At 66.7% G+C, this 15,406-nt stretch carries 15 protein-coding genes; 10 read left to right on the top strand and 5 right to left on the bottom strand.

The genetic code is table 11. From position 1 onward, the window contains the following. The first annotated feature begins 27 nt into the window (after nucleotides 1-27). Entirely contained in the window at nucleotides 28-594 is a 567-nt protein-coding gene (gene dcd / locus Cte04_RS11435; RefSeq protein WP_066476934.1) for a dCTP deaminase, read from the top strand. Nucleotides 595-655: 61 nt separating this feature from the next. Here the strand turns inward: dcd and Cte04_RS11430 are convergent, their stop codons facing one another. Together Cte04_RS11430 and Cte04_RS11425 are read right to left on the bottom strand one after the other, a co-directional pair. Continuing rightward, nucleotides 656-2,407, bottom strand: coding sequence for a sensor domain-containing diguanylate cyclase (locus Cte04_RS11430; protein ID WP_066476931.1), 1,752 nt, complete (start codon nucleotides 2,405-2,407; stop codon nucleotides 656-658). A 70-nt stretch (nucleotides 2,408-2,477) separates the two neighbouring features. Next, entirely contained in the window at nucleotides 2,478-3,443 is a 966-nt protein-coding gene (locus Cte04_RS11425; RefSeq protein ID WP_066476928.1) for a delta(1)-pyrroline-2-carboxylate reductase family protein, read from the bottom strand. Nucleotides 3,444-3,602: 159 nt separating this feature from the next. On the opposite strand from Cte04_RS11425, the gene Cte04_RS11420 reads away from it, so the two are divergent. The 3 genes from Cte04_RS11420 (at nucleotide 3,603) to Cte04_RS11410 (ending at nucleotide 6,548) form a co-directional block, all read left to right on the top strand. Continuing rightward, a complete protein-coding gene (locus Cte04_RS11420; protein WP_066476924.1) occupies nucleotides 3,603-3,950 on the top strand; it encodes a hypothetical protein in 348 nt (115 codons plus the stop codon). A gap of 105 nt (nucleotides 3,951-4,055) precedes the next feature. After that, nucleotides 4,056-4,925: a KPN_02809 family neutral zinc metallopeptidase gene (gene ypfJ, locus Cte04_RS11415; RefSeq protein WP_066476921.1), complete on the top strand. Its 870-nt coding sequence runs from the start codon at nucleotides 4,056-4,058 to the stop codon at nucleotides 4,923-4,925. 198 nt (nucleotides 4,926-5,123) lie between these two features. Further along, nucleotides 5,124-6,548 (top strand): DEAD/DEAH box helicase, encoded by a 1,425-nt coding sequence (locus Cte04_RS11410; RefSeq protein ID WP_066476919.1) that lies wholly within the window; start codon nucleotides 5,124-5,126, stop codon nucleotides 6,546-6,548. Nucleotides 6,549-6,605: 57 nt separating this feature from the next. Here the strand turns inward: Cte04_RS11410 and Cte04_RS11405 are convergent, their stop codons facing one another. Next, entirely contained in the window at nucleotides 6,606-7,460 is an 855-nt protein-coding gene (locus Cte04_RS11405) for a symmetrical bis(5'-nucleosyl)-tetraphosphatase (protein ID WP_066476917.1), read from the bottom strand. Between the two features lie 235 nt (nucleotides 7,461-7,695). Here Cte04_RS11405 and Cte04_RS22140 point away from each other — a divergent pair, with 235 nt between their 5' ends. From Cte04_RS22140 to Cte04_RS11390, 4 genes are all read left to right on the top strand, one after another. Then, entirely contained in the window at nucleotides 7,696-7,827 is a 132-nt protein-coding gene (locus Cte04_RS22140) for a hypothetical protein (RefSeq protein ID WP_281178772.1), read from the top strand. Nucleotides 7,828-8,359: 532 nt separating this feature from the next. Further along, complete coding sequence (locus Cte04_RS11400) at nucleotides 8,360-8,647, top strand: H-NS histone family protein (protein WP_066476915.1); 288 nt, start codon at nucleotides 8,360-8,362, stop codon at nucleotides 8,645-8,647. A gap of 152 nt (nucleotides 8,648-8,799) precedes the next feature. Beyond that, nucleotides 8,800-9,990 (top strand): FAD-dependent monooxygenase, encoded by a 1,191-nt coding sequence (locus Cte04_RS11395; protein WP_066476906.1) that lies wholly within the window; start codon nucleotides 8,800-8,802, stop codon nucleotides 9,988-9,990. Between the two features lie 333 nt (nucleotides 9,991-10,323). Beyond that, a complete protein-coding gene (locus Cte04_RS11390) occupies nucleotides 10,324-10,749 on the top strand; it encodes a hypothetical protein (RefSeq protein WP_066476903.1) in 426 nt (141 codons plus the stop codon). Nucleotides 10,750-10,804: 55 nt separating this feature from the next. Here Cte04_RS11390 and Cte04_RS11385 read toward each other — a convergent pair whose 3' ends face one another. Together Cte04_RS11385 and kynA are read right to left on the bottom strand one after the other, a co-directional pair. Then, nucleotides 10,805-12,073, bottom strand: coding sequence for an MFS transporter (locus Cte04_RS11385; RefSeq protein WP_066476900.1), 1,269 nt, complete (start codon nucleotides 12,071-12,073; stop codon nucleotides 10,805-10,807). A gap of 223 nt (nucleotides 12,074-12,296) precedes the next feature. Next, on the bottom strand, nucleotides 12,297-13,172 hold the full coding sequence (gene kynA / locus Cte04_RS11380; RefSeq protein WP_066477171.1) for a tryptophan 2,3-dioxygenase: 876 nt from the start codon (nucleotides 13,170-13,172) through the stop codon (nucleotides 12,297-12,299). A gap of 176 nt (nucleotides 13,173-13,348) precedes the next feature. On the opposite strand from kynA, the gene Cte04_RS11375 reads away from it, so the two are divergent. Then, complete coding sequence (locus tag Cte04_RS11375; protein ID WP_083526625.1) at nucleotides 13,349-14,242, top strand: methylated-DNA--[protein]-cysteine S-methyltransferase; 894 nt, start codon at nucleotides 13,349-13,351, stop codon at nucleotides 14,240-14,242. 103 nt (nucleotides 14,243-14,345) lie between these two features. Continuing rightward, the gene (locus Cte04_RS11370) at nucleotides 14,346-15,287 is read left to right on the top strand and encodes a DNA-3-methyladenine glycosylase 2 (RefSeq protein WP_066477163.1); all 942 of its coding nucleotides are present in this window, start codon (nucleotides 14,346-14,348) and stop codon (nucleotides 15,285-15,287) included. Nucleotides 15,288-15,406: the final 119 nt, after the last annotated feature.

Raw genomic sequence — 15,406 nt, 5'->3', positions numbered from 1 at the left:
GAAAAATCAAGCGATACAGGATTCCCAATGAGCATCAAGAGCGACAAATGGATCCGCCGGATGGCGGAGCAGCACGGCATGATCGATCCCTTCGAGCCTGGCCAGGTGCGCCAGCTCGACGGCAAGAAGATCATCAGCTACGGCACCTCGAGCTACGGCTACGATATCCGCTGCGCACGCGAGTTCAAGGTGTTCACCAACATCCACAGCACGGTGGTGGACCCCAAGAACTTCGACGAGAAGAGCTTTGTGGACTTCGAGGGCGACTACTGCATCATCCCGCCCAACAGCTTCGCGCTGGCCCGCACGGTCGAGTATTTCCGCATTCCGCGCGACGTTCTGACCGTCTGCCTGGGCAAGAGCACCTACGCGCGCTGCGGCATCATCGTCAACGTCACGCCGTTCGAGCCCGAGTGGGAAGGCTATGTGACGCTGGAGTTCTCCAACACCACGCCGCTGCCTGCCAAGATCTACGCGGGCGAGGGCTGCGCCCAGGTGCTGTTCTTCCAGGGCGACGAACAATGCGAGACCAGCTACAAGGACCGCAACGGCAAGTACCAGGGCCAGCATGGCGTGACCTTGCCCAAGACCTGACCGCGGCTTGCCCGCCCGCTGAAGCCCGCGGCCTTTGGTTGCGGGCTTTTTTCATGGCCGCTCAGTCCTGCCAGCGCACGGTGTTGCGGCCGGCGGCCTTGGCTGCATACAAGGCCTCGTCGCTGCGCCGCCGCATGGCGCTGCCGTCGTCGCTGTCCGTGCTGTGCAGGGCGCTGGCGCCGATGCTGATGGTGACGGTGGCGCCATGCTGCATGGGTTTTTCGGCCACCATGGCGCACAGCTGCCGGGCCAGCTCCATGGCCGCTTCGGCCGAGGTGTCGGGCAGCAGCGCCATGAACTCCTCTCCGCCCATGCGGGCCAGTACATCGGATTGGCGCAGGCGCGCGCCCAGCAGCCGGGCGACATGGCGCAGCACCGCATCGCCCATGTCATGCCCGTAACGGTCGTTGATGGACTTGAAATGGTCGATGTCCACGCTCAGCAGGCACATCGGCCGCTGGCTGCGCCGCGCCAGCGCCAGGGCGAACTGCAGCTGCGATTCGAAGCCGCGCCGGTTGAGCAGGCCGGTGAGCGGATCGCTATGGGCCAGCCGCTGCAGCTCGGCATTGGCCTGCTGCAGCTGCAGCGTGCGCTCGGCCACCTGGGCCTCCATGGCCTCGTTGGCCGCGCGCAGCTTGGCGATGGTGCCGCGCAGCGTCAGCGACAGATGGCGCACTTCGCGGCTGCTGTGCAGCACCGGAATTTCGGCCGGCTGGCCGTTCCTGTCCCGCGCATAGGCGGCGCGCGCGAGTTGCTTCAGGTCCTGGCTCAGCCGCCGGGCCGCCAGCCAGGCAATGCCTGCGGCCAGGAAAGCGGCGGCCAGGCCTGCGGCCACGATTTTGACCATGGCCTGGCGCGCGGGCGCATAGGCTGTGGCCAGCGGCTGGCGGGCCACGATGCGCCAGCCCAGGTCGGATGCCGCATTGCGCGGCTGCAGTGTCACGGCGGCCGTCAGGAAGCGCTCGTCGCTGTCCTTCCAGCGTGCAATCTCGGCCTGGGCCTGCAGGGCCGCAATGTCGGCTTCGGCCGCATGCAGCTTGAGCGGCAGCTCCTGCCCCAGGCGGGCAAAGGGCTGCATCTGTCCGTTGGGGCCGTAGATGAGCCGGCCGTTGCGGTCGAAGATGAACAGCGAGATCCGGCGTTCCTGTGCATTGCCGGGCAGCAGGCTTTCAATGGTCTCGCGTACCCACCCCCAGCTGCTGTAGACGCCCAGCACGCCGATGATGCGGCCCTGCGGATTGATGGGGGCCGAGAAATCGATGAAGCGGTGAGGCTCGCCGTTGGCGGCAGGCGGCAGCAGCCGGGCCAGATGCGGCGCCTCGTGCACGTCGCTGACGTGCAGGCCCGCAAGCCCGTGCCGGAACCACGATCGGCTCTGTACCTGCTCTCCTGCAAGCTGGCCTTTGGTGGCACTGCGCACCACGCCCTGGATGTCGCTGACGCCGATCCAGGTGCTGAAAGGCAGGGTCGATTGCAGGCGGGTCAGCAGGGCGCTGACGCCGGGCGCGGAAAGGCCTTGTTCCCACAGTTCCCTGGAGCCGGCAAGCACCTGGACGGTGCGTGTGCGGTCGAACAGGCCGTCGGCCAGCAGCCGGGAGGCGTTGGACGCGACGGTATGCAGCGAGGCCGCGGCGTCGCGCTGCATGCGCCAGCGCAGCAGCTCCGCGAAGCCCACCGACATGCAAACGGCCAGCACAACCATCAACGAGCCGAACACGAGAGACAGCTGGGCGCGCAGGCCCAGGCGCTGCCAGCGCGAGGCGGGCTGCGCTGCGAAAGGCTCTGTCTGAGAGGTTTCGGTGGGGGAATTCAATGGAACCTCGCTCTCGTCATGGAAGGATGCGGGGTAATTGCTCCCTGGAAGATAGCATGCCGGATGCTGGCTATGGGCTGGCTGCGGCTTGCCGGCGCGCCATGCGCAGCGCCAGCCGCGTGGCGGCCAGATCCCAGCCGCCCCAGCCGCAGGACTTGAACAGTACCGGCGTCCGGGGGCGCGGCCAGTCCTGGGCCAGGACCGTTTCCAGCGTGGGCAGCCCCTGGACGGCGATGCCGGCCTGCAGCAGGTCGCCTGCTTCATGCTGGGCATCCTGGGTATCCACGACGATGCGGCCCCGGTCCTGCATGTCACGGCACAGCGCGGGTGCCAGCTCCACCATGGCCGGGGTGAAGGCGCCGACCGCGCAGACAAAGGCATCGTCGCGCGGTGCGTCGTGCAGCACCACGGCCTGCGCAGGCGTGCAGGTCACGATGAGCGGGCAGTGGCGTGTGGCCGCAGCCAGGTCGGTGGCCACATGGGCCTGCAGGCCCAGTTGCCGGGCCTGCTCCACCAGCTGCTGCGCGCTTTTCTCGCTGCGCGAGGCGATCCAGACTTCGCGGGTGCCCAAGCCGCTGGCAAAGGCCTGCAGGTGGGCGCTGCCCTGCACGCCGGCACCCACGATGAGCAGCGGCCCGTGGGGATTGGGCGCCAGCCGCCTGGCCGCCAGCAGAGAGACGGCGGCCGTGCGCCGCGCCGTGACCGTGGGGCCGTCCAGGATGAGCCGGCGTTCGCCCGTGGCGACATCGAACACCACGATGTCGCCCTGAATCGTGGGGCGTGCGGTCTGCGCATTGGCCGGCGTGAAGCTGATGAGCTTGGTCATGGCCAGCTGCCCGTCGGTGGCCGGCATGCAGAACAGGGCGCCGTCCCGGGCCAGCGGCATGACGATGCGTGCCGGCACGTGGATGGCGTCCGAGTCGCGCAGCGACAGCAGCAAGGCGGCAATCTCGTCGGCCAGGGCATTCCAGGGCAGCACGGCGGCGGTGGCCCGGGCGTCCAGCGCGTCGGGCATGGGGCTTGGAACATGGGTCATGCCCGCAACTGTACACAGCAGGCCGCCGGCAACCAATGGCGCGGCCCGGGAGGCGACTGGCGCAACCGGCTGACATGGCGTGGCGGCAACAGGGCCGTTGGGCGAGCCTGTCCGGCGAGCGACAATAGCGCCTGTCGCATCCAACAGATTTTGCTTTTCATGTTTGGTTCTTCTTCCCGTACCGGGCAACGCAGCGAACCCACCTGGACCCAGGCGCCGGCCAGCGCCTCGTCTTCCGAGCCCGCATGGCATGACAGCGAGAGCACCCGCGCCGTCAGGCAGCCCAGCCGCGTGCAGGGCCAGGCGCAGCGCCAGCCGCCGGGCCGGGGCTGGCTCACGCTGGCGCTGGCGGTGCTGGGGCTGCTGGTGGTGGCCTATCTGCTCATGCGCATGTTCGACGTGGTGCAGGAGCAGGTGGCGCGCAACCATCCGGGGGCCGGGCCGGCCACCATCGGTCTGATGCCGGCCCATGGTGCGGGCCAGTCCGTCAGCGGGCCGGTGAAGTAAAGCGTTATCGCAGGATGGAGAGCACGGTGTCGGCCGTGCTCGGCAATGGAACAACACGGACCTGGCAACTGCCGGGCTGGTCGGGACAGCAAAGGAGTGCTCGCCATGAGATGGGAAGGAAACCGGGAGTCGGACAATGTGGAGGACCGCCGGGGAGAGGGCGGAGGCGGCGGCTTTCCTATCGGCGGCCGCGGCATCGGCATCGGCACGGTGGTGCTGGCGCTGATCGGCTGGGGCGTGTTCGGCATCAACCCGCTGACCACGATCGGCGTGCTCTCGGGCGGCGGCGCGCCCCAGGTGCAGCAGGCGCCTGCGCACCGGCCGCCGGGCGACGACCAGGGCGCCAAGTTCGTCTCCACCGTACTGGCGTCCACCGAGGATGTGTGGAGCCAGATCTTCAGCCAGGGCGGCTCGCAATACCGCAATCCCAAGCTGGTGCTCTATACGGGCGTCACGCCGACTGCCTGCGGCACGGGCCAGGCGGCCATGGGTCCGTTCTACTGCCCCGGGGACCAGAAGGTCTATCTGGACATGGACTTCTTCAACACCATGAGCCGCCAGCTGGGCGCGCCGGGCGTGTTCGCCCGCGCCTATGTGGTGGCCCACGAAGTCGGACACCATGTGCAGAATCTGCTGGGCATCTCGGGCAAGGTCGACGGTATGCGCGGGCGTATCAGCGAACGCGAACAGAATGCCCTGTCCGTGCGGCTGGAACTGCAGGCCGACTGCTTTGCCGGCATCTGGGCGAACAAATCGCAGCAGGCCAAGAACTGGCTGGATCAGGGCGATATCGAATCCGCGGTCAACGCAGCCCAGCAGATCGGTGACGACAAGCTGCAGCGCGAGTCCACGGGCGTGGTGCGGCCCGACAGCTTCACGCACGGCAGCAGCGCCCAGCGCGTGCGCTGGTTCACCCAGGGCTACAAGACCGGCAGCGTGAAGGCCTGCGACACCTTCTCCGCGCCATCGCTGTAAGGCCGTGCCGTGAAGCGCGGGCGTGTGAGGTTGTCACACGCCTGTCTTGCCTGACAGGCAGCGTGGTGGCAGCGGCGAAATTCCATCGGCCCGCGCCGGGGAATTTCCCTCTTGCTTTCATCCTGTAGCCCTTGGTTTCAGGCAGCCATTGCGCCGGTTTGGCGCAAAAACGCACACAGTGCGACAATTACGCCCTCAATGACAAGCTCTTTTTCCAATCTTCACCTGGCTGAGCCCCTGGCACGCGCTGTAGCCGACATGGGCTATGAGTCCATGACTCCCATCCAGGCGCAAGCCATCCCGGTCGTGTTGACGGGCAAGGATGTCATGGGCGCGGCCCAGACAGGTACAGGCAAGACCGCGGCCTTTTCCCTGCCATTGCTGCAGCGCCTGATGCGCCATGAAAACGCTTCGGCCTCCCCGGCGCGCCATCCCGTGCGCGCCCTGGTGCTGCTGCCCACGCGCGAGCTGGCCGATCAGGTGGCCCAGCAGATCGCGCTGTACGCCAAGCACACCAAGCTGCGCAGCACGGTGGTGTTCGGCGGCATGGACATGAAGCCCCAGACGGCCGAACTGAAGAAAGGCGTGGAAGTGCTGGTGGCCACGCCGGGGCGCCTGCTCGACCACATCGAGGCCAAGAACGCGGTGCTCAACCAGGTCGAATATGTGGTGCTGGACGAAGCCGACCGCATGCTGGACATCGGTTTCCTGCCCGACCTGCAGCGCATTCTTTCCTATCTCCCCAAGCAGCGCACCACCTTGCTGTTCAGCGCCACGTTTTCGCCCGAGATCAAGCGCCTGGCCAACAGCTATCTGCAGGACCCCGTCACCATCGAGGTGGCGCGTCCCAACGAAACGGCGTCCACGGTGGAGCAGCGTTTCTACAGCGTCAGCGACGACGACAAGCGCTATGCGATCCGCTCCATCCTCAAGCAGCGCGACATCCGACAGGCCTTCATCTTCTCCAACAGCAAGCTGGGCTGCTCGCGGCTCACGCGGGCGCTGGAGCGCGACGGCCTGCGCGCGGCGGCCCTGCATGGCGACAAGAGCCAGGACGAGCGCCTGAAGGCGCTCGAAGCGTTCAAGGCCGGCGAAGTCGACCTGCTGGTGTGCACCGACGTGGCGGCGCGTGGCCTGGACATCAAGGACGTGCCTGCGGTGTTCAACTACGATGTGCCCTTCAACGCCGAAGACTATGTGCACCGCATCGGCCGCACCGGCCGTGCCGGCGCCTCGGGCTTGGCCGTCACGCTGGTCACCAGCCATGACAGCCGCAACGTGGCCGACATCGAGAAGCTCACCAAGAAGAAGATCGAGGTGGAGCGCTGCCCGATGGAGGATTTCCGTCCGCCGCGCACGAGCCGCCCCGGCCATGGCGAGGGCGAGCGCCGCCGCGAACGCGATGGCTACAGTGCCGCAGCCTATGGCCATCGCCCATCGCGCATGGCGCAGCGTGCGAACAATGCCGACCCGTTCTTCGACAAGCCGTACGAGCCCTCGTCGGCGGCAGAGCCTGCATCCTGGGAAAGCCAGCGTGCAGCAGCGGTCAAGAGCGTGAGCCCCAGCATCCGCCCCAAGCGCAAGATCGCCGCCTTGTTCAAGGCGCCCGTGGCCTCCTCCTGAGGCGTCGCGGAAAGAAGCTGGAAACGCCTACCTTGCGCAGGCGTTTTTGCTGGTTGGTCAGCCGGATTTGCCCGGAGCCTGGGCCTGGGGGCAATGGACTTGTATGAGTTCGCGCTCGGCCAGCGCATCGCCGAGGCGCACCATGCTCAGGCAGCCACCCCAGACGCAGCCCGTATCCAGCGCCATCAGGTGCGGGCGGCTGATGTGGCCCAGCGTGGACCAGTGGCCAAAGGCCATGGTGACCTGGGCCGTTGCGCGGCCGGGCACTTCGAACCAGGGCATCAGGCCTTCGGGGGCATGCTCGGCCGATTCGGCACTGTCGAAGTCCATGGTTCCTTCGCTGCTGCAAAAGCGCAGGCGCGTAAAGGCATTGACAATGCAGCGCAGCCGGTCGTTGCCCGTCAGTGCCGGGTCCCAGCGATCGGGTTGATTGCCGTACATGGAGTGCAGGAAAGCTGCCAGCTCCGAGCCTTGCAAGACGGCTTGCACTTCGGCGGAAAGGTCCAGGCTGTCCTGCAGCGTCCATTGCGGCAGCACGCCCGCATGGACCATGAGCAGCGGCTCGCCCCTGGCGCTGACATGCAGGCGTGCCAGCGGCTGCTGGCGCAGCCAGTCGAGCAGCCCGTCCTTGTCGGGTGCATCGAGTACCTGAGACAGGGTGTCGCGCTTGCTTTGGCGCCGCAGGCCGTGGGCGGCGGCCAGCAGATGCAGGTCGTGGTTGCCCAGCAATACGCGCATGGAGTCGCCTGCAGCCATGCAGGCGCGCAGCACCTGTGCCGACTTGGGGCCGCGGTTGACCAGATCGCCAAGCACATACAGCGTGTCCCTGCTTGCGGAGAAATCCACGGTGTGCAGCAACTGCTCGAAAGCGTCGTAGCAGCCTTGAATGTCCCCGATACAGTAAATTGCCATGCTTTTCCTTCGGATGGATGAAGGGGGATTTTCCGCCGTTTCCGGGTGATGCCGCAGCGACGCGCGGCATCGCGACGCGCCGGAGGTCATCTTCCTGCCATCCCGCCTGCCCTCCCGGGATCTTGAGGTCGGCCAGCCTTGCGGCGATACGACCCTGGAGAGCCTGCGTCTCCTTCGGGCGGGCCGGGATACGGAAACCTTTCTCCATTACGGGTTCAACCTCTGGATATTGTTCATGTTAATGATTAATGGAGAGTCGGTGGATGTTGAAACAGGCCCGCCGATTTTCAACAGCATGGCATTCAGTATGGAGAATGCCGACTTCCATGGAATTCTCGTTTCAGCGACAGAGTTCCTGCTTGTTTGATGCAAATGGCTGTCAATCTGCAGGTATAGGGTGCCGGTTTGACGATTTTTCACGCTTTGGATTTTGCGCGGGCATGAATGCCGGGAAATGAGGGCGTTGGGCGCCACAAAGCATCGGGCCGCTTGGCGCAGACGCCGTGGTGTTGTCCTTCGGGGCAAGGCATGGGGGCCAAAAGTGCGCGCTTGCTGCCGGTTTTTCCGCTTGGACAGGAGATGTTGACAGGGCCGGCCGCCCCTGGCCGAACCTGGCTGGCCTTGTTCTGGCCTGGGGTTCTCCTGCGCTTCAAGAAGGGGCGCTGCGGCCGCCGGCGCATTAGAGCGGCCCGCTTCGCAAAATGGCTGGAGAGGCGATGCGGTGAAAGTCGGGAGCTTGGCAAAATCCCATGCCGCACCTGTCCGGTATATGGGCTGGAATATGACTGGCGGCTGTGCTAATGCGTTGAAAATGTGGTTACTGCGTATGCTGGGATAATGGCCAGACTAATAACTGTACTTATAATTAACGGGTCTTAAATCAACAGCAAAGCGCAACCATGAGCACCTACAAGGAACTACTGAAGCAACGTGAAGATCTGGAGCAGCAAATCAAGGAAGCGCGTGCGCGCGAACTTGCGGATGCTGTGGCCAAGGTTCGTAGCCTGGTCGCCGAATACGGCCTGACCGCGGAGGATGTGTTTCCTCCCGCGCGTTCGCGTTCCTCCAATGCAGGCTCCAAGGTGGCACCGAAGTATCGTGATCCTGCGACCGGCCAGACCTGGACCGGCCGCGGCAAGCCCCCGAAGTGGATTGCAGATCAGGACCGCGAGAAGTTCGCCATCTGACTGGCTGCCCCGCGCATGTTGAAAGAACCCGCCCCGGCGGGTTTTTTTCTTTCCTGAAGCAGCGCAAAGACGGCGCAAACAGATGATCTGCATCGGGTTTGGCCCGCTTGGCACGGGCTTGGCCCGTTGCCGAGACGGCACAATATGAAGCCATGAACAAGCAGGTGTTGATAGCAGGAGGCGGCATTGGCGGGCTGGCTGCGGCGATTGCGGCAGCGCGTGCGGACTGGGATGTGCGCCTGTTCGAGCGCGCAGGGCAGTTTTCCGAAGTCGGCGCGGGCATTCAGCTGGGGCCGAATGTGGTGCGCTGCCTGCAGGCCTGGGGTCTGCAGCGGCCGCTGCAGCGGGTGATCGCCTCGCCGGGGGCGCTGCGTGCCTGCAGCGCCATCACGGGCCGGGAGCTGGGCCACCTGCCCCTGGGAATGGACAGCGTGCACCGCTATGGCGCGGCCTATGCCACCATCCACCGGGCCGATCTGCATGCATTGCTGCTGGAGGCATTGCAGGAGCAGCCTTCCGTCCATCTCAACCTGAACCAGTTCGTGAGCAGCTATGCGGAAAGCGATGGCGTGGTCACGATACGCACCAGCGGCAACAAGCTCATCGAGGGCGATGCGCTCATCGGCGCCGACGGCGTGCGCAGCAAGGTCCGCGCCCAGATGCTGGACGACGGGCCGCCGCGCATCACCGGGCATCTGGCCTACCGCGCCATGGTGCACCAGGCCCAGTTGCCCAAGCGCCTGCGCACCGGCGACGTCACGGCCTGGTTGGGGCCGCATCTGCATGCCATCCAGTACCCGGTGCGGCGGGGAGAGCTGCAGAACCTGGTGGTGATTGTCCAGGGGCCGGCACCCGAGGATCTGGACCAGTGGGACCATTCGGCCAATCTGCCCGATCTGCTCGTGCACCTGAAAGGCACCTGCTCCTATCTGCAGGATCTGGTTCAGCATGTGCCCGATGCCGGCGGCGAATGGCGGCTGTGGCCGGTGGCCGACCGCGTGCCGTTGGCGTCGCCGCGCCAGATGGCGCAGGGCCTGGTGGCCCTGCTGGGCGATGCGGCCCATCCCATGCGCCCGTATCTGGCCCAGGGCGCGGGCATGGCTATCGAGGACGCGGCCGAGCTGCAAGGCGCGCTGTCCATGCACGATCTGGATGTGAGCCTGCGCCTGCGCCGCTATGCGCTCAACCGCTGGCAGCGCAATGCGCGCGTGCAGGAGCGCTCGCTGCGCAACGGCCGCATCTTCCATGCGACCGGCCTGGTGCGCTGGGGGCGGGACCTGTCGCTGCGCATGCTGGGCAGCCGGCTCATGGATGTACCCTGGCTGTATCGCGGCAATAACTAGTCGCTGTCCTCGTCCCCTCCTGCGGCCTGGTTGCCGGCCCCGGGGGCCATGGTGGGCGGGCATGGGGTCGCCGTTTTGGCCAGGATGCGCCCGCCTGTCGGGCGAAGGGCAGGGCGCGGAACAGCGCACATGCTTTGCCGGATGGTCGCGGCTGCCGCCGGACAGGTGCCCCGCACGCGGCAAGCGCTGCGGTCCACACAAATGCAGGGCTACTCGGTTCATGGGCCAGTTTGCGGATCGGGGTGGCGTCCCATTGGCGGAGCAAAAAATGCTTGACCTTTGAGCCTGCTTGAAGGTGAAGCTCCTGGCTTCTTTCACTCCCTGCATGAATCCATGTCTGTTCCCGCCTTTTCCACGAACCAATATCGGCGCCTCGTGCGCGCCAGCGCCTGGTACGACCTGCTTGTGACCTGGCCTTTCGCACTGCCATGGACTTTTGCCTGGCTGCTGGGCCTGCTGGCCGGGGTGCACGCCATGCTGGATCTGCCCGGCAGCGTGCCTGCCGCCGACACCCTGCATGTGCTGCTGGCCAATCTGGTGGGTTCGGTCGTGGTGGCGTGGGCGCTGGCCCGCATCATCCAGCCCACGCTGCTGCTGGGCCGGCTCGATGCGCTCGCGCGCTGGCTGTTTGCCCTCTGGCAGGTGTATGCGGTGCTCCATGGTGCAAGCGCCATCGTGCTGGGCTTTACGGCGTTCGAGCTGCTGTTCGGCCTGCTGCAGCTATGGCGCGTGGCGGATGCCAAGGAAGGGGGCGCCTAGCCTTTCCTGGATAAAAAAATGAGCTGCCTGCGCTTGATGGGCAAGCGTTGGAGGCCTATTTCCTGCACTGCCCGGCCGTGCCGCGCAGCAGCGGTGACATGGGCAGCCAGCGGTAGGCCAGGCAGCCCACGACCAGCATGCCGGTCACCATGAGCATGACCAAGCGGTAGATTTCCCAGCCCTGGCGTTCGGCCATGCCGGCCACCACGCCGGACAGCCATTGCATCAGTGCCGCGCCCAGGAACATGGCCATGGTGTAGACCGACAGGGCGCGGCCTGTGGTCTCGCGCGGGTAGGAGGAGCGCACGTCGGCATACAGCAGCGACGAGTAGCCCGAGAAAACGCCCATGGCAAAGATCAGCGCCACATTGACCACGGGGTGGTGGACAAAGGCCATGAGCACGAAGATGGCCGCCATGCTCAGGGCAAACACGATGATGCGCCGGCGGCGCAGGCCGGGCCCGGGGTCGAGGCGGCCGAAGGCCGAGGGCGCAAACAGCGAGATGACCGACAGGGCCAGCGCCACGTTGCCCGTGGTGACCAGCGAGAACTGGTAGCGGTCCATGAGCATGGGACTGAGCCAGAGGCCGCGCACCGTGAGGAAGGAGGCGTAGCCGACCATGCCGATCAGCACGATGCCCCAGGTATGGGGCAGCAGCAGCAGGCTGCCGAAGCCCTTGAGGGCCTCGACAAATCCGGGCTTGGGCTGGGCGTCGCTGGCCAGCGGCGGCTCGTGCACGCGGAAAAAGATCAGCAGCCACGACAGTGCGCACAGCACGGCCAGCACGCCGAAGCCGAAGCGCCAGCCCTGGTGCTGCACCAGCCAGGCCAGCGGCGTGCCGGTGAACAGCAGGCCCAGGCCGCCAAAGCCCATGCCCACGCCGGACATGAAGGCAAAGCGGTTGAGCGGGAAATGGCGCGAGATGAAGATGGTGCAGGCCAGAAAGGCCGGCGAGCAGCCCACGCCGATCAGCAGCTGGCCCAGCATCAGCCAGGGATAGCTCGTGGCCAGCGCGGACAGCGTGGCGCCCGCGATCGCCATGGGAAACGCCGTGAGCACCGTCCGGCGCAGGCCGTAGATGTCCATGCCCACGCCCATGAGCAGCTGGGTGACGCCGAACGACAGGCCGAACAGTCCGGCAAACGAGCCCAGGGACTGCGACGAAAGCCCGAAGTCGTTGCGCAGCCCGTCGGCCATGATGGAGGTGACGGTGCGAAAGGCCTGGCTCAGCGCAAAGGCAGAGAGCAGGCACAGCAGCATGGCCCAAAGAACGCGGGAAGAAGGCGGGGCGGCTTGCGGGGAGATGGCTTCGGGGCTGGACATGGAGAGGGTGCCGGCAAGTGGGTGCCTGCAGCATGGGGAAAGCAGGGAAAGGCAGGAAATCGTTCTAGCGGATTGTGCCTTTCCCGTCTGTCACGCAGGAGCGCGGTCCGGCCCGGCGGGGGCTGCTTTCTGAAGCAGGCAGCCTTCGAAACCGGCGGCGCAGGCGCCCAGCCGTAGGTGTGCTCTTCTCCCTTCGGGAAGCCGCGCAGCGGCTCGGAAGGCTTCAAAGCTCCGTGCGCAGGCTCCAGATCTCCGGGAACAGCACCACGTCCAGCATCTTCTTGAGATAGCTCACGCCGCCCGTGCCGCCGGTGCCGCGCTTGAAGCCGATCACACGCTCCACGGTGGTCAGGTGGCGGAAGCGCCAGAGGCGGAAGGCGTCCTCGATGTCGGCCAGCTTCTCGCCGAGCTGGTACAGGTCCCAGTGCTTGTGCGGGTCGCGGTAGACGGTGATCCAGGCCTGCTTCACGCCTTCGCTGGCTTCATAGGGCTGGGTCCAGTCGCGCTGCAGGCGGTCGGCCGGCACTGCAATGCCTTCGCGTGCCAGCAGCTGCAGCGCCACGTCGTACAGCGAGGGCGACTCGTAGGCGGCCTGCACCTGGGCCAGCAGGTCGCTGCGGTGCGCGTGGGGCTTGAGCATGGCAGCGTTCTTGTTGCCCAGCGCGAATTCGATGCAGCGGTACTGGTAGCTCTGGAAGCCGCTGGAGTTGGCCAGGTAGGGGCGCATGGCCGAGTATTCGGGCGGCGTCATGGTCGACAGCACGGTCCAGGCGCTGACCAGCTGCTCCATGATGCGCGAGACGCGCGCCAGCATCTTGAAGGCATCGGGCTTGGTCTCGCCCGAGGCATTGGCGATGGCGGCCGTGGCCGCGCGCACCTCGTGCAGCATGAGCTTCATCCACAGCTCGCTGGTCTGGTGCTGGATGATGAACAGCATCTCGTCATGCGCGGGCGACAGCGGGTGCTGGGCGCTGAGGATCTGGTCCAGGTGCAGGTAGTCGCCATAGCTCATGTCCTTGCTGAAATCGAGCTGGGCGTTTTCGGAGCGGACAATGGCTTCGCCGCCATGCATGGGGCAGCCGGTGGATTCTGGGGTCATGGTCTCGTGCGTTGTTTTGTGGCTGGTGCGCAGCGTAACCGAAAGCACGGCAGCATTCCTGCAAATCCGGGGCCGGGCGCTGCAAGAACGTGGATGCGGGCCCCGTGCATCCTGCGTACAGTGAAGTCCGATGTTTCATGAATGAACCAGCCCTGCATCCGAAGAAAGCCGACGCCATGCCCGCTACCGCCCAACGCCTTGCCGACCCGCTCAGCACCGTCGACGCAGACGGCCTGCAGCAGCAGATCACGTGCTGCTGCCGCTGGCTGGAGGCCGAAGATCCGCCGCCCGCGCTGCAGGAGCTTGCCCGGCGCACGGGCCTGAGCCCGTGGCAGCTGCACCGCGCCTTCAAGCGCAGCACGGGGCTCACGCCCAAGGCCTACGCCAAGGCCCGGCGCGGCCAGAACCTGCGCGCGGCGCTGGCGCCGGCCCGCAGCAGCTCGGTCACCGATGCGGCCTATCTGAGCGGCTACGAGGCCAGCAGCAGCTTCTACAAGGATGCGCCCGCCATGCTGGGCATGGCGCCCGGGGCCTTCCGGCGCAAGGGCGCCAACCAGACCATACGCTTTGCCGTGGCCGAATGCTCGCTGGGCAGCCTGCTGGTGGCCAGCACCGCGCGGGGGGTGTGCAGCGTGCTGCTGGGCGACGATGCCCAGGCGCTGGTGCACGACCTGCAGCGGCGCTTCGCGGCCGCCGAGCTGGTCGGCGGAGATGCGCGCTACGAGCAGACCGTGGCCCAGGTGGTGGCCCTCGTCGAGCAGCCCCGCGTGGGCCTGGAGCTGCCGCTGGACATCCAGGGCACGGCCTTCCAGCAGCGGGTCTGGCAGGCGCTGCAGGCCATTCCCGCAGGGCAGACCATCAGCTATTCCGAACTCGCGCAGCGCCTGGGCATGCCGCAGGCCGCGCGCGCCGTCGCCAATGCGGTGGCGGCCAACCCGATTGCCGTGGCCGTGCCCTGCCACCGCGTGGTGCGCAACGACGGCAGCCTCTCGGGCTATCGCTGGGGCGTGGAGCGCAAGCGTGCGCTGCTGCTGCGCGAAGCCCAGCAGGCCAAGGCCAGGAACTCCTGAAAAGGGAGCAGCTGGCGCTTTCTGCTCCCATGTTTTGCAGTGATATGTATTGAAAACCCAGGAATGGATTGCGCAAGGCGCTTCCAGTTTGATAGAAAACCGCATGCTGCTTGAAGTCTCTCTTGCCCTGCCCGAACCCTACCGTTTCGACGAGTTCGTGCATTTCCACAACCGCGACGAGCAGCAGGTGGCAGAGCGCGTCGATGCCCTGGCCTGCAGCCTGCACAAAGCCATCATCTGGAAGCACCGGCCTGCCTTGCTGCAGCTGCAGTGGCAGCCAGGACGGGTGCGGGCGGGTCTGCATGCGCCAGGCGCCGGGCAGGCCAAGGCCGACAGGGCCGCACTGCAGGCCATGGTGCAGCGCATGCTGGGTCTGGCCTATCCGCCCGGCGAGCTGGAGCGCGCCCATGGCGGCCACCCGGAGCTGGGGCCCTTGCTGCAGCGCCAGGCCGGCCTGCATGTGCCCGGAGCGCCCACGCCGTTCGAGGCGCTGACCTGGGCCATCACCGGCCAGCAGATCACGGTGGCCGTGGCGGTCTCGCTGCGGCGCAAGCTGATCGCCCTCGCAGGCGAGCCGCTGCGGTGGAGGGGAGACCTTCCGGCGCTGCGCGCATACCCCGATGCGCAGCGCGTGGCGGCGCTGGACATGGAGACGCTGCGCGGCGCGGGCTTTTCGCAGGCCAAGGCCCAGACCCTGCTGGCCGTGGCCCGGGCCGTTGCCGAAGGGCAATTGCCGCTCGACGACTGGGCGGCCCGCAGCGCCGCAGGCGCCTGGCGCCAGGAGGAGGTGGATGCGGCCACCGCGCAGCTGCTGGCCCTCAAGGGCATAGGGCCGTGGACGGTGAACTACACCTTGCTGCGCGGCTACGGCTGGCCCGACGGCAGCCTGCACGGCGACGTGGCCGTGCGCCGCGCCATGGGCTTGCTCACGGGCAGAGCCCAGCCCGATGCGCGCACGGCCAGCGGCTGGCTGGAGCAGTTCAAGCCCTGGCGCGCACTGGTCGCGGCGCACCTGTGGGCCTCGCTGGCCGATACGGCGTATTGACGTAGTGGGTGCTCATGCGCTCCGACCGGTGGAACTGGCGCGCACAGGTCAGAGACGCCGAGCAAGAGCCGCCTCGCGGCGGGGGGCGCCTAGCTGAGGGCGTCGTCCCCTGGGGGAAG

Source organism: Comamonas terrae (genome assembly GCF_001544075.1).
Lineage (GTDB): Bacteria > Pseudomonadota > Gammaproteobacteria > Burkholderiales > Burkholderiaceae_C > Comamonas > Comamonas terrae.
Note: the sequence above shows the minus strand (reverse complement) of the source record. Positions and strands in the feature narration are given on the sequence as shown.